We start from the raw sequence: 14,434 nt of genomic DNA, 5'->3' as shown, positions 1-14,434 counted from the left end.
AGGCGGTTTTCGTCTTTCGCGCGTGGAAAGATGCCAGCTTTAACTACTCCACGATCTCGACCGTGAATGCAAAGCGGCTGGTTTCGCCGGGAGGCAATGTCAGGCTGTACGGGCGCTTTGCAATCTCGTTCGAGCCGTCCTTCTCAGCGGCCGTTCCATGCCAGGGTTCGATACAGATGAACGGTGCGCCCGGTTTCTGCCAGAGCGCCAGATTGGGCAGATTTTCAAAACGGAAATGCATCGTCGGCCCACCATCGACACCGTAGCTTAATCCCTTCCCCGCCCCCTCGGGAAAGATCATGGCATCCTGCTCGAACATGCCGCGGTCCAGCACAAGCCGTCCGGCCTTGAATGGCGACGCCAGCTTCGCGGGCGAGATCAACCCACCCTGCAATCGCACCAAACCTGGCTCTCCCTGATTGTCGAGGGTGATGACGTGATCGCGCCCGGCAAATCCAGGCAATGGCCAGACGAAGGCGGGATGAAAGCCGAGGCCGAAGGGCAACGGCCGGCTATCGCGATTTGTGACCTCGGCTGCGACGGTCAGTGCCCGTCCCTCCAGCGTGTGTTCTACCGCCAACAGGAAGTCGAAAGGATAGACCGCCCGCGTCGTCGGCGATGAGGCGAGTTCATACCGGCATGTCGTTGCGTCCGCGGAGGCAAGGGCAAATTCCGTCCGGCGCGCGAAACCGTGCTGCCCCATCGGATAGGTCTCGCCGTCGATCGCCAACATGTCCTCGGGCGCCTTGCCGACAATCGGAAAAAGCACCGGCGAACGTCCGCCCCAGAAAGCCGCATCTCCGTTCCACAACCACGACCGGCCGTCGCTTGTCACAAGCGACTGCATCTCGGCTCCTAGTGAGGAAACATCGACCGTCAGATATTGGTTGCCGATCCGCGCGTGGCTTGGCATGAGCGTTCCCTTCGGTTTGGTCCGCCATCGGACCATATCTGGGCCTGCCGCCGATTCCATCCGAACCGGCGTGCAGGCGTTATTGCGGCTTACCGTTTTTCCAGGTGACGTTCTGGCCATAAAGCGGGATCGTCGAGATCGCCATTTTGGCCGAGCCATCGGTCAATTCGCGGGAATGCGCGAGGTAGATCAGCGTGTCGTTTTCCTTGTCGTAGATCCGGTTGACGACCAGCTTCTTCCAGATCAGCGACATGCCCGTCTTGAAGACTTCGTCGCCGCCTTTCGAGAGGTTGATGTCGTCGATCTCGATCGGCCCGGTCTGGCGGCAGGAAATGGAATTGTTCGAGGGATCCTCAAACCAGTTGCCGTTCTTCACGCGGTCGATGACGCTGCGGTCGAAATAGGTGACGTGACAGGTTACGCCCTTCACCTGAGGGTCTGCCACTGCGTCGATGATGATGTCGTTACCGATCCAGTCGACACCAACCTTGCCGACTTGGTCAGCCGATGCCGTGCCGGCGCAGAGACCGATGAGCGAGGCAGCGAGAATGATGCAGCTTTTTCCAGACATGGTGTTTCCCTGGTTACATCCGATTCTAAGGTAAGTCCGACGGATGCCTTTACAAGGAACCTTCACGCCTTCCGGCAGGTGCAGGCTTCATATCCTTCCGGTGTCAACTTTCCCGGCTTCATCCCGATCAGAGCGGGAATGGCATTGACGGCAGCGGCACCGACGGCCTTTGCCATCGCGAGCGCCGCGTGCGCGCAGACGGCTGCGTCTTCGGCAGCGTTGTGATGCGCAAAGCGCAGGCCAAGGTGCTCGGCGACGATGTTGAGCCGATGCGACAGGAAATGCGGCCAGATCCGCTGAGCCATCTTCAGGCTGCAGAGATAGGTCAGTTCCGGATAGGATTGCCGATAGAGATCGAGGCTTGCGCGCCAGACGCTGAAATCGAAAGCAGCATTGTGCGCGATCATGGTCGCCCCCCGGAAATCGTGGTGGAACTCGTCCATAACCTCGGGAAACTCGGGTGCGTCCTCGACATGCTCCGGCCGAATGCCGTGAATGGCGATGTTCATGCCGGAAAACCGCATTTCCCTCGGTCGGATCAAACGCTCCTCTACGCGGGTCACTTTACCGTCCTCGATCCATGCCAGACCGACCGAACAGGCGCTGCCGCGCTGTTCGTTGGCTGTTTCGAAGTCAATGGCGATGGTCTTCAACCGAGGCTTCCGAGTCGATATCTTTTCACCGATTTAGCGTTGTAGGGAGCCGGAGGTAAACACCCCGGCTTGACTCAAGCGTCGCCATCAACGACTTTCGTCGCATGATCGGATCACGCGCAATTCTTACGACCATGCACCACACCACGACCCATGCAGGGCTCGGGGGAGCATTGGCGCGTTAATCGACCGATCGATCCCGAAGACCCTGCCGAGGTGAGCAGGGTTTTCGAAGCTTGCTCTCCTCCAACAACTCAAGGAGAGCGTCTTGGATAATCCGGAAGAAAAACCCCTCAAACCGCCCGTGACGGGCGTGACGATCCGCGCGATGCGCGCAAGCGACATCGAGGCGGTAACGGCCATGCTCAACCTGCCAGGCTTTCGCCACGGCACGCTCCGTCTTCCTTATCAGAGCGTCGAGGAAACACGGAAGCGTTTCGAGTCGATGCCACAGGGCAACGTGAGCATTGTCGCGGAGGTCGACGGGGTGCCGATCGGCGACGCGCATCTCATGCGCCTTCTGGGGCGGCGCAGCCACGCGGCGAGCATCGGCATGGGCGTGCACGATAATTTCACCGGAAAGGGCGTCGGCAGCGCGTTGATGCAGGCGCTTGTCGATACGGCGGACAATTGGCTTGATATCAAGCGGCTGGAACTCACGGTCTACACGGATAACGCTGCCGCCCTTGCACTCTACAAGAAGTTCGGTTTCGAGACGGAAGGCCTGTTAAAGTCCTTCGGCTTCCGAGACGGCGCCTATGTCGACGCGTACACGATGGCGCGAGTCAGGCTGTAGAAAGGCGAAGGCTGGCGTCCTCACCCACTGATCAGTGCCAGCCACTCGTCCTCGTCCATCGTTTGGACGCCAAGCTCACGTGCCTTGTCGAGCTTCGAGCCGGCTCCGGGTCCTGCGACGACGATATCGGTCTTCGTCGACACCGAACCGGCAACCTTGGCTCCAAGGCTCTCTGCCCGCGCCTTGGCCTCGTCACGCGTAAACTTCTCCAGCGAACCGGTGAAGACGACGGTCTTGCCGGCAACAGGGCTGTTGGAAGCCGCGACCTTTTCGGCCGCCAGGGGTGTGCCGTCGTTCAGTTCGGCAAGCAGCCGCGAGATGACCTCGACATTGCGCGGCTCCTTGTAGAATTCGACGATGGCGCGCGCCACGATCTCCCCGATGCCTTCAATCGCGTTGAGGTCGTTCCAGGCATCGCCGGACAGGGGCGCAGCATCCTTCATCGCTGCCTCGAAATCGGCGTAGGTGCCGTAGGAGCGCGCCAGAAGCTTCGCCGTGGTCTCTCCGATGTGGCGGATACCGAGGGCATAGATGAACCGATGCAGCGCAATGCTGCGTCGCTCGTTGATTGCCGCATAGAGCTTTCCGACGCTGACCCTGCCGAAGCCTTCGATGTTTTCAAGCTTGGTCAGCGAGTTCGCCTGCCGCTTCTCCAGAGTGAAAATATCGGGCGCAGTGCGGATCTGCAGGGCAGGATCGTCGCTCTCAAAGAAGAAGTCGACCTGCTTCGACCCCAGGCCCTCGATATCGAAGGCATTGCGGGAGACGAAGTGCTTCAGATGCTCGGTTGCCTGTGCACGGCAGATGAAACCGCCGGTGCATCGGGTAACTGAATCGAGCTTTCCCGTTTTCTCGTTCTTTTCCCGCACAGCATGACTGCCGCAGACCGGGCATTTTTGCGGGAAATCGTAGCGGACGGCGTCTGTGGGCCGCTTCTCCATGACAACATCAAGCACCTGCGGGATGACGTCGCCTGCCCGCTGTACGATAACGGTATCACCGATCCTGATGTCATGCCCGACTTCACGGATACGTTCGCCCGAATTGCCGATGCCTTCGATATAATCGGCGTTGTGTAGTGTCGCATTGGTCACAACGACGCCGCCGACCGTAATCGGCGTCAGCCGCGCTACCGGAGTGAGCGCACCGGTGCGGCCGACCTGGATATCGATATTTTCGACCGTCGTGAACGCCTGCTCGGCCGGGAACTTGTGGGCTGTCGCCCAACGTGGACTGCGTGAGCGGAAGCCAAGGCGGGCCTGCAGCTCAAGACTGTCGACCTTGTAGACGACACCGTCGATGTCATAGTCCAGATCCGGCCGCTTCAGGCCGATCTCATCGTAATGGGCCAGAATCTCGGCGACCGAATTCAGCCGCTTCATCAGCGGATTGATCGGGAAGCCCCAACTCTTGAATACCTCGACCATGCCAAACTGAGTGTCGGAAGGCATGTCGGATATCTCGCCCCAGGCATAGGCGAAGAACTTCAGCTTGCGGCTTGCCGTCACCTTGGCGTCAAGCTGACGTAGCGAACCCGCGGCCGTGTTGCGCGGATTGACGTAGGTCTGCTTCCCCTCGGCTTCCATCTGCTTGTTCAACGCTAGAAAATCGCTCTTGGCCATATAGACTTCGCCGCGCACCTCGACGACTGCTGGCGCGCTCGCAGGAAGGGTTTGAGGAATTTCCTTGATCGTCCGGATGTTGGCGGTGACGTTTTCGCCGGTCGTACCGTCGCCGCGGGTTGCAGCGCTTACCATCCTGCGGTTCTCGTAACGGATCGACATGGAGAGGCCATCGATCTTCGGCTCTGCCGTAAACGCGATCGACTGGTCCGGCAAGCGGCCGAGGAAACGATAGACGCTTGCAACGAAGTCCTGCACATCCTCCTGCGAGAAGGTGTTGTCTAGCGACAGCATCGGCCGTGCGTGCACAACAGGCGCGAAGGTCACCGAGGGTGCCGCGCCGACGCGCCGCGACGGACTGTCCTCGCGGATGAGCTCAGGGAAACGCGCCTCGATCGCGTCGTTGCGTCGCTTCAGCGCATCATACTCGGCGTCCGAGATCGCCGGACGGTCCTCGCCGTGATAGAGCTCGTCGTTGCGGGCGATCTCTCTGGCAAGCCGCTCAAGCTCGGCTGCGGCATCTTCGATCGTCAGGGCATCAACGGCTATGGCTTCAGTCGACATACGGCTCTCGCTCCACGAATCTGGAGTCGGTTTTAGAGCAAAACGTATGGATTGAAAGAGCGGGAGAGATCGTTAACCGTGCCTGCTCCCCATTTCGAAGAGCTGTGGAATCAGCCGCTGCCAGCCAGCAACCGGGCAGCAGCCGCCCTCGCCTCCTCGGTCACCGAAGCCCCGGCCAGCATGCGGGCAATTTCTTCGGTGCGATCGTCGGGCGCCATCGTCGCGACGCGCGTCGCGATCTTCTCGGAGCCGTCGGAAGTAGGCCCCTTGGAGATCAGCAGGTGCGTAGCCGCTCGCGCTGCAACCTGCGGCGCATGCGTGACGGAAAGGACCTGCACGCGGTCGGAAAGGCGTTTGAGTCGCTGACCGATCGCATCCGCAACCGCTCCGCCGACGCCGGTATCGATTTCGTCGAAGACGAGCGTTGGTGCCGAACCGCGATCGGCGAGCGCCACCTTTAGGGCGAGCAGGAAGCGCGAGAGTTCACCGCCGGAGGCGACCTTCATGATGGAGCCCGGACGCGTACCCGGATTGGTCTGAACATGGAACTCGACGATGTCGATGCCCTCGGATGTCGCATCCTCGGGATTGGTGGTGATCTCCACCATGAACCGCGCCCGCTCGAGCTTCAGTGCCGGCAATTCCGCCATCACGGCAGCAGCCAGGGCGTCGCCGGCATGATGGCGCTTGTCGGAAAGCGAGCGAGCCGCGGCGTGGTAGTTCGCCTTGCTGACACCAACTTCGGCCTCAAGCTTGGCGAGCCTTTCCTCGCCGGCGTCGAGATCCGCAAGATCGCTGATCATGCGAACGGCGAGCGCCGGCAGTTCGGTCACCGGAACAGAGTATTTGCGCGAAGCGGCGCGAAGCGCAAACAGGCGCTCTTCGACACGCTCCAATTCCTTGGGATCGTATTCCGTCTTCCTCAGCGCAGCCTCGACTTCCATTTGCGCATTGGAAAGTTGATCGAGCGCAGCATCCAGAAGCGCCACAGTGTCTTCCAGCAAGCCTGGGGCTTCGTGGCTCTTGCGCTCTAGCCGGCGCACCAGCGAGGCGATGTGCGGCACGGGAGAAGCGTTGCCATTGAGGAACTCGGACGCTTCGGCTATATCGCCCGCGATGCGCTCTGCCTTCATCATCTTCTGGCGACGGTCGGCAAGTTCGTCCTCTTCGCCGTCGTGGGGCGAAAGCTTCTCCAGTTCCTCTACGGAGGAGCGCAGATAGTCTGCCTCGCGGGCGGCGTTCTCCACCTTCTCGCGCTGTTTCTTCAGCGTTCGCTCAGTATCGCGCCAGATACGGTAGAGGTTGGAAACGGCGGCAGCGTCTTCGTTCGCGCCCGCGAAGGCATCAAGCAGGATCCTGTGCGCATGCGCGTCGACGAGTGCGCGATCATCGTGCTGGCCGTGGATCTCGACGAGCATTTGTCCGGCCTGACGCATCAGCTGAACGCTGAGCGGCTGGTCGTTGACATAGGCCTTGGTGCGCCCGTCGGAGTTCTGAACACGGCGGAAGATCAGATCGCCGTCATCATCGATGCCGTTCTCACGCAGCAGGTTGCGGGCACCGTGATCCGGGCCGACGTCGAAGACGGCCGTAACCTGGCCCTTGTCTTCGCCATGGCGAACCAGGCCGCCGTCGCCGCGACCCCCAAGGGCAAGCGAAAGGCTGTCGAGGAGGATGGATTTGCCAGCGCCGGTCTCACCGGTCAGCACCGAGAGGCCGGTCTCGAAGGCAAGATCCAGCCGCTCGATCAAAACGATATCGCGGATCGAAAGCTGGATCAGCATTGGCCTCAGGTACCGAGCAGGAGTTTCTTGCCTGCGGCAGCGATCCAGGAGCCCGGGTTTTCACGCGGCTCGGTGCCACCGCTCTTCAGGAGCTTGAAGGAATCCGCGTACCACTGGCTGTCAGGGTAGTTGTGGCCGAGAACCGCCGCAGCTGTTTGCGCCTCGTCGACGATCCCCATTGCATAGTAAGCCTCAACGAGGCGCGCGAGGGCTTCTTCGATCTGGTTGGTATTCGGATACTTCTCGACCACCGTGCGGAAGCGCGAGATCGCGGCGAGATATTCCTTACGCTCCATATAGTAGCGGCCGACCTGCATTTCCTTGCCGGCCATCTGGTCGCGTGCGAAGCGGATTTTCGCCTGTGCGTCGTCGACGTATTCGGAATCCGGATAGTTGTCGATGACCGCCTGCATGGCCTCGACGGTCTTGGCCGATGCGCGCTGATCCTGCGTGACGTCAACGATCTGCTTCGAATAGGTCAGGCCGATCAAATACTGGACGTAAGGCGCATCCTTGGACTTCGGATACTGCGCCATGTAGCGGTTACCCGAAGCAAGCGCGTCATCGAGACGGCCCTGGCGGTACTTGACGAAGGTGCTCATCACGAGGGCCTTGCGCGCCCATTCCGAGAACGGGTTCTCGCGGTCGATCGCGTCGAACTTGCGCGCCGCTTCGGCCATGTTGCCGGCCTTCATGTTGGCGAGACCCTGCGTATAGAGAACATCCGGCGGATCATTCTCGAGGCCGAGCTTGGTGATGTCGATATCGGGGTCAGACTGGCATCCGGAAATTAAGGCACCTGCGCTCAGCACCAAGAGCGATGCGAACAAAGCGCGCGCTGTCTTCATCATACTTTCAGACCCTGCATAACCCATCGGAACAATCCCAACGCCGCCATCCCTCAACGGCAGCCACGCCCTGCTGGCGTTTCTAGCCACAAATGTGGAGCCAGAGCAACGCAATGATGATGCATTAACGCATTTTTGTGGCGAGGCGGGCCATAATCGCCAGTTTTGCACCGGGAAAGCTGCAACTGTTGCCTCTAAACATCTGCGGCAAAACACCTATCCAGGATTCGCCGACAGCTCACAGCCCATAAAGAAACCGCCTCCCGAAGGAGGCGGCCCTGGCCTAAAAACTGCGATGGAGGTCATGCCGACCAGGGAGCAAATTCCGGTGCGTTGACCCGGATGAAGTCCCGGGGAGCAACACGCTGGCGCGGCGCAGACGTCTCGACCACTTCATAGGCGGTCGGATCGCTGAGCAACGCCTTGAGAGCATTGGCATTCATCTTGTGGCCGCCACGATAGGAGCGATAGCAGCCGATAAACGGAGCGCCAGCAAGCGCGAGGTCGCCGACGGCATCGAGCGCCTTGTGGCGTACGAACTCGTCCTTGGCGTAACGCAGACCTTCGACGTTGATGACGGTGTTGTCGTCCGAGATGACGACCGAATTTTCGAGCGACGAACCAAGCGCATGACCGGAGGCCCAGAGACGCTCGACATCCCGCATGAAGCCGAAGGTACGAGCGCGCGACAGCTCCGACTTGAACGTCGCGGAAGTCATATCGCCTTCCCACTTCTGACGGCCGATCAACGGGCAGTCGAAATCGATCTCGACTTCGAAGCGCATACCGTCATAGGGACGGAACTCGCTCCACGAGCCGCCATGCTCGATGCGAACCGGCTTGGTGATGCGGATATAGCGGCGTTTCACGCCGAGCGACACCAGGCCAACCTGCTCGATCGCTTCGATGAACGGCATCGAGCTGCCGTCCATGATCGGCATTTCCGCTCCATCGACCTCGATGACAACGTTGTCGAGACCAAGCGCATAGACAGCGGCCATGACATGTTCGATCGTCGCGACCGAGCGCGCCGGAGAAAAGCCGAGAACCGTGCACAGATCCGTATTGCCAACCTGCGACGACACAGCGCGGTATTCGGAAACCTCACCGTTCTCGTGCATGCGATTGAAGACGACGCCAGTGTCGGCTTCCGCCGGGTTGAAGGTAATCGAAACGTCAGCACCGGAATGGACGCCGATGCCCGAGAGCGTGATCGGACGTGATACCGTCGTCTGAAAACCCAACATGCCAATAACCATAAATTTTGCCTTTATTATCCCCTGGTAATCCGTCGCGGCTAACATGCCGGCCATCCGCCAGGGTTCATTTCACTCCGTCAAACTCGCACCATAAAGCGCACGAAGACGGTTTCTTCGAGCACATACATACGTGCGCCGGGGTTCCATTCCAAATCACTGTTTCTTTCGCTTTGTTACGAAAGCATGCCATTGAAATAACTGCATAATTCGCACCAATTTTTGCGACCAAAAACAACGATGCCCGGGAGCGTACTCCCGGGCATCGTTGTGGCGATTCCGTCCTTGCGTCAGTTCGACTGGCGGCGAAGGAACGCAGGAATTTCAAGCTGATCGTCTTCCTGCATCATGCGAGCCTGAGGAACGCTGCGGCCCTGATCGTCCAGGTTCCCGCGGCGCGGCGCATAGAGGCTTGCTTCGGGAGAAAGCGGACGACGCTGCTGCGATGCAGCCGCCGGGGCCGAGGTCATCTCCGGAGCGACTTCCTCTTCGCGGCGACCAAGCGAGCTGGTAATCCGCTTCAGGAGGCCCATCGGACCACGCTCTTCATGGGCATGCGACGGAGCAGCCGGCTGCGAGCGATGGTCGATCTCAGCCTGAACCACCGGCGGGAAGTCTTCCACCTTTGGCATGCGAACGGCCTGCTGGGCGACCATCGGCTGCTGCATGACCGGAGCCGGCTGGCTGATGACCGGCTGCTGAACCGGCTGGCTCATGACAGGTGCGTGAACGGGAGCCTGCTGGACCGGCGCCGGACGGATGATCGGAGCGGCCTCAGGAGCAGCGAAGATCTTGCTCTGCGGACGGAAGGTTTCCTGAGCTACGGGCTGCTGGACCGGAGCTGCAGCACGCGGAGCATGGATTTCAAGTTCGCGTTCCATTTCGGCTTCGGCCGTGCGAATTGCCTGCGCGACCGTGTCGACGGGCTTGGGTGCCTGCTGCATGACAGGTGCAGGCTGAACTGCGGCCGGCGCCGGAGCAACGGCCGCGGAAGGACGGACGATCGGCTTTGCCGCCGGCTGGAAGGTCTTGCCGGCTGCCGCGTTGATCGCGCGGTCGATGCCGGTCGCAACGACGGAAACGCGGATGATGCCTTCGAGCGATTCGTCGAACGTCGCGCCGAGGATGATGTTCGCATCCGGATCGACTTCCTCGCGGATACGGGTCGCCGCTTCGTCGACTTCGAAGAGGGTCAGGTCGCGACCGCCCGTGATCGAGATCAGCAGGCCCTGTGCACCCTTCATCGAGGTTTCGTCGAGCAGCGGGTTGGCGATGGCAGCTTCGGCAGCCTGCATCGCGCGGCCCTGACCGGATGCTTCGCCGGTGCCCATCATCGCACGACCCATTTCGCGCATGACCGAACGGACGTCGGCGAAATCGAGGTTGATGAGACCTTCCTTCACCATCAGGTCGGTGATGCAAGCGACACCAGAATAAAGAACCTGGTCAGCCATCGCGAAAGCGTCGGCAAAGGTCGTCTTGTCGTTGGCGATGCGGAAGAGGTTCTGGTTCGGGATAACGATCAGCGTATCGACCGACTTCTGCAGCTCCTCGATGCCCTGCTCGGCAAGCCGCATACGGCGACCGCCTTCAAAGTGGAACGGCTTGGTAACGACGCCCACCGTCAGGATGCCCTTGTTCCGGGCTGCCTGGGCAACAACCGGAGCAGCGCCCGTACCCGTGCCGCCGCCCATGCCGGCGGTAACGAAGCACATATGCGTTCCGTTCAGATGATCGATGATTTCATCGATGCATTCTTCGGCGGCCGCACGACCGACTTCCGGCTGCGAACCAGCACCGAGACCTTCCGTGACGTTGGCACCGAGCTGGATGATGCGCTCTGCCTTGGTCATTGTCAGGGCCTGGGCATCCGTGTTGGCAACGACGAAGTCGACGCCTTGGAGGCCAGCGGAGATCATGTTGTTGACAGCGTTGCCACCGCCACCGCCAACACCGAACACGGTGATACGCGGCTTAAGCTCAGTGATATCCGGCTTTTGCAGCTTGATAGTCATGTTACCGTTCCTTCTCTTTATGGCCGCATCGCCACGCCGGCCAATTCACTCAATTGTCAGAAGCTTTCTTTCAACCACTGCCCCATGCGGGCAAAGCGGCTGGTATTTCCCCCAAGCGACATGAGCAGACCGCTCTGTGACGCATGTGTTTCCTGGTCCGCGACCTGCGGATAGATCATCAGGCCGACGGCCGTCGAAAAGGCGGGGCCTTTCGCTGCAGTCGGCAGGCCCGAGACGCCCATCGGACGACCGATTCTGACGTTGCGGGCAAGAATGCGGCGCGCAACTTCGGCAAGGCCGGTCAGCTGGCTCGCACCACCCGTCAGCACGACACGCTTGCCGACGATCGGGCTGAAGCCCGAACGCTGGATGCGGTCACGGATCAATTCCATTGTTTCCTCGATACGGGCGCTAACGATGCGCGACACCAAAGCGCGCGGCACCTGCGTCGGCAGATCGCGTTCGTCTTCGCCGATCGGCGGGATCGAAATCAACTCGCGTTCGTCTGAGGAGTTCGGCATTGCGGAAGCGTGAACGACCTTGAGGCGCTCGGCGTCTTCGATCCGGGTCGAAAGACCGCGTGCCAGGTCGGTCGTGACGTGATGGCCACCGAGACTGACGGCGTCCGTGTGCACCAGCTTACCCTCTGCAAAGACCGAAATCGTCGTCGTTCCGCCCCCCATGTCGATCGCCGCACAGCCAAGCTCGACTTCGTCATCGACAAGCGCGGCCAGACCCGAAGCGTACGGTGTTGCAACGATTCCCTCAACAGAGAGGTGCGCACGATTGACGCTCAACTCGAGATTCTTCAGCGCGGTGCGCTCAGCGGTCACGACATGCATGTCGACACCGAGAACGTCGCCGTACATCGACAGCGGATCGCGAATGCCTCGTTCGCCGTCGAGCGAGAAGCCGGTCGCCAGCGAATGCAGCACGGCGCGATCCTGTCGCAGCGACTGTTGGCAGGCTGCCGACAGAACCTTCTTCAGGTCGTTCAGCTCAACTTCCTGTCCACCGAGATCGATGGTTGCAGTGTAGATATCGCTCGTCAGGCGGCCCGCCGTGACATTGACAATCAGGCTCTCAACGGTCAGGCCCGCCATACGCTCGGCCGCGTCGACGGCAAGGCGGATCACGCTTTCCAGCGCATCGAGGTCGGAAATCGCGCCGGTCTTGATGCCACGCGAGCGCTGATGGCCAATCCCGATGATTTCAATGTTGTGCGTGCGACCGGGCAGCACCTGGCTTTCCTCGCGAGGCGTCAGGCGGCCGATCATGCAGACGACCTTCGTCGATCCGATGTCGAGCACCGAAACGACGTGGGACCGCTTCGACGAAAGCGGCTTCAGGCGCGGCAATCCGAAATGGGACGAACCGAAAAAGCTCATATATTTTGCCCCGCCTTCTTCAAATCCTTAGCCCGCTGATCGAGCACAAGCTGCCGGCGCGCCATCGCTTCCGGTGTCAACTGAATTGCCGTGCGGTCGACCAGCCTCAGATCGACGGCTGCGATATCGCGATCCAGAAGATCCTGCTCCTTCATGAACTTCGCCAGCCGCGCCAAAGCCAGATCCACTTCGTCTTCCGGCAACTTCACCGCAACGCCGTTATCCATATGCAGGTCCCAGCGACGGCCCGAAACCCAGACGTAAGCCCTCACGCGCGCCTTGATGTCCGGCCACTTTGCAAACTCGGTTTCCAGCGAAGTTGCCGCAACTTCCGCACCGCGACCAACAACCAGAGGCAACTGCGAAAATTTGTTGTCGCGCAGGGGCGCGATGACCGAGCCGCCCTTCTCCACGAGAGAGAGATCCTGGCCATGCTGCCAGATGGCATAGGCTTGGCGCTCCTTTAGCTTAACCTCGATCGTCTTCGGATAGATCTTGCGGACCTCTACGTTCTCGACCCAGGGGAGCTTGGCAATCTTCTGGCGCGCAGCATCGACGTCGAGAGCGACCAGCGAGGTCGTACCGTCAAGCCCCAGCAACTGCAAAATCTCGATCTCGGAAGTCTCGGCGTTGCCGGAAACCTTCACATCGTCGATAGCAAAGCCGGCAGCAGTCGTCGTCGCCTGAGCAACCGCTTCGGTGTGACCACCGAGCGACATGCCATAGAGGCCGGTCGCAGCAAAGAAAGCCAGGGCGGAGACCGTTCCGACATGAGCCGGAATATGGATGCGACCGCTTCCGAGGCTGACAAGAAAGCGCACCACGCGACGCAGCGGCCGCGGCAGAATCAGCCGACCATCACCCTCGGGATACGAAGGCTCAGCCTGATGACTTGGGCGCCCTATCCTTTTGACCGTCACCGAGAACAAGAAGCGTCCTCCACCATCCAACGGAGAAATTCCCCAAACGAGTAGCCGGCATGACCGGCCATTTCGGGCACCAGGGAGGTTGGCGTCATGCCCGGCTGAGTATTGATTTCCAGCCAGATGATTTCGCCATCTTCGGAGAAGCGATCGTCGTAACGAAAGTCGGAGCGACTGACGCCACGGCAACCAATTGCTTGATGCGCCCTTAACGCCAATGATTGTATTTTTTGGTAAATATTCGGTGAAATTTCCGCCGGGATGACGTGTTTCGATCCACCGGCGACGTACTTGGCATCATAATCGTAGAAGCCGTGCCCCATCGGCACCACCTCGGTCACGCCGAGCACTTGATCCCCCATAACGCCGCAGGTCAGTTCCCGACCATAGATGTAGCGCTCGACGAGAACCTGTTCGCCGTAGCGCCATTCCGGGGAGCTGATGATCTGCGGCGGGTGGGATTGATCTTCCTGAACGATCACTACGCCGAAGCTCGAACCTTCACGGACAGGCTTCACGACGTAGGGCGGTTTCATGGGGTGCTCCGCCGGAAAGGCGAATCGATTGATCACCTCGGACTGAGCAACAGGAATGCCCGCAGCGGCAGCAACCCCCTTTGCCTTTTCCTTATCCATGGCAAGCGCCGACGCCAACACGCCGGAATGCGTATAGGGGATCTCGAGATACTCGAGGACACCCTGGATGGTGCCATCCTCGCCGAACGGGCCATGCAGCGCATTGAAGACGACGTCCGGTCGCAACGCGGCAAGCTTTGCGGACACATCGCGGTCGACGTCAATCCGCGTCACTTGGAAACCCTCAGCCTCGAGAGCATCCGCGCACGCCGTCCCGGAAGAAAGGCTTACCGGCCTCTCCGAGGAAAACCCGCCCATCAGGACAGCGACATGCTTGCGACTCATCAACACCCCCAAAAATAACCTGCACTCTGAGTTCCGACGCTTGCACCAAGCTTGTTTCTCGTCCGAATCTCGCTCGGTGATGCAGATGTATTAGAGCCCGATTATGGTTAATGAAGTGTTTACTTTCGTTAATTTTCGCCTCTCGCGACCATCTCCTCGGAACCGCGCCAGACGCAAAGAA

The 14,434-nt window shown here is 60.3% G+C and carries 12 protein-coding genes; 1 reads left to right on the top strand and 11 read right to left on the bottom strand.

The features are described from left to right. Positions 1–43: 43 nt before the first annotated feature. The 3 genes from FHX16_RS21630 to FHX16_RS21620 form a co-directional block, all read right to left on the bottom strand. Positions 44–913 carry an aldose 1-epimerase family protein gene (locus FHX16_RS21630; protein WP_183860888.1) on the bottom strand — a complete coding sequence of 290 codons (870 nt, stop codon included), beginning with the start codon at positions 911–913 and terminating at the stop codon, positions 44–46. Positions 914–992: 79 nt separating this feature from the next. Then, positions 993–1,484 (bottom strand): CreA family protein, encoded by a 492-nt coding sequence (locus tag FHX16_RS21625; protein ID WP_183754605.1) that lies wholly within the window; start codon positions 1,482–1,484, stop codon positions 993–995. A 62-nt stretch (positions 1,485–1,546) separates the two neighbouring features. Beyond that, the gene (locus FHX16_RS21620; RefSeq protein ID WP_183860890.1) at positions 1,547–2,137 is read right to left on the bottom strand and encodes a 3'-5' exonuclease; all 591 of its coding nucleotides are present in this window, start codon (positions 2,135–2,137) and stop codon (positions 1,547–1,549) included. A gap of 328 nt (positions 2,138–2,465) precedes the next feature. Here FHX16_RS21620 and FHX16_RS21615 point away from each other — a divergent pair, with 328 nt between their 5' ends. Then, complete coding sequence (locus tag FHX16_RS21615) at positions 2,466–2,933, top strand: GNAT family N-acetyltransferase (protein ID WP_246712583.1); 468 nt, start codon at positions 2,466–2,468, stop codon at positions 2,931–2,933. 20 nt (positions 2,934–2,953) lie between these two features. Here the strand turns inward: FHX16_RS21615 and ligA are convergent, their stop codons facing one another. The 8 genes from ligA to FHX16_RS21575 all read right to left on the bottom strand — a co-directional run bounded on the left by ligA (position 2,954) and on the right by FHX16_RS21575 (position 14,253). Beyond that, complete coding sequence (gene ligA, locus FHX16_RS21610) at positions 2,954–5,119, bottom strand: NAD-dependent DNA ligase LigA (RefSeq protein WP_183860894.1); 2,166 nt, start codon at positions 5,117–5,119, stop codon at positions 2,954–2,956. 110 nt (positions 5,120–5,229) lie between these two features. Continuing rightward, entirely contained in the window at positions 5,230–6,903 is a 1,674-nt protein-coding gene (gene recN / locus FHX16_RS21605) for a DNA repair protein RecN (RefSeq protein ID WP_183860896.1), read from the bottom strand. 5 nt (positions 6,904–6,908) lie between these two features. After that, on the bottom strand, positions 6,909–7,778 hold the full coding sequence (locus FHX16_RS21600) for an outer membrane protein assembly factor BamD (RefSeq protein WP_183754596.1): 870 nt from the start codon (positions 7,776–7,778) through the stop codon (positions 6,909–6,911). A gap of 275 nt (positions 7,779–8,053) precedes the next feature. After that, on the bottom strand, positions 8,054–9,010 hold the full coding sequence (lpxC, locus tag FHX16_RS21595; protein ID WP_183754594.1) for a UDP-3-O-acyl-N-acetylglucosamine deacetylase: 957 nt from the start codon (positions 9,008–9,010) through the stop codon (positions 8,054–8,056). A 287-nt stretch (positions 9,011–9,297) separates the two neighbouring features. Next, positions 9,298–11,022 (bottom strand): cell division protein FtsZ, encoded by a 1,725-nt coding sequence (ftsZ, locus tag FHX16_RS21590; RefSeq protein WP_183860898.1) that lies wholly within the window; start codon positions 11,020–11,022, stop codon positions 9,298–9,300. Positions 11,023–11,078: 56 nt separating this feature from the next. Beyond that, complete coding sequence (gene ftsA, locus FHX16_RS21585) at positions 11,079–12,410, bottom strand: cell division protein FtsA (RefSeq protein WP_016554509.1); 1,332 nt, start codon at positions 12,408–12,410, stop codon at positions 11,079–11,081. Next, complete coding sequence (locus FHX16_RS21580) at positions 12,407–13,339, bottom strand: cell division protein FtsQ/DivIB (protein ID WP_183860900.1); 933 nt, start codon at positions 13,337–13,339, stop codon at positions 12,407–12,409. Before FHX16_RS21580 ends, ftsA begins: the two co-directional genes overlap by 4 nt. Further along, positions 13,327–14,253, bottom strand: coding sequence for a D-alanine--D-alanine ligase (locus FHX16_RS21575; protein WP_114713179.1), 927 nt, complete (start codon positions 14,251–14,253; stop codon positions 13,327–13,329). Before FHX16_RS21575 ends, FHX16_RS21580 begins: the two co-directional genes overlap by 13 nt. Between the last annotated feature and the right edge of the window lie 181 nt (positions 14,254–14,434).

Source organism: Rhizobium sp. BK661, from assembly GCF_024808825.1.
Taxonomy (GTDB): Bacteria; Pseudomonadota; Alphaproteobacteria; order Rhizobiales; family Rhizobiaceae; genus Rhizobium.
This window is presented reverse-complemented; position numbering and strand designations above follow the sequence as displayed.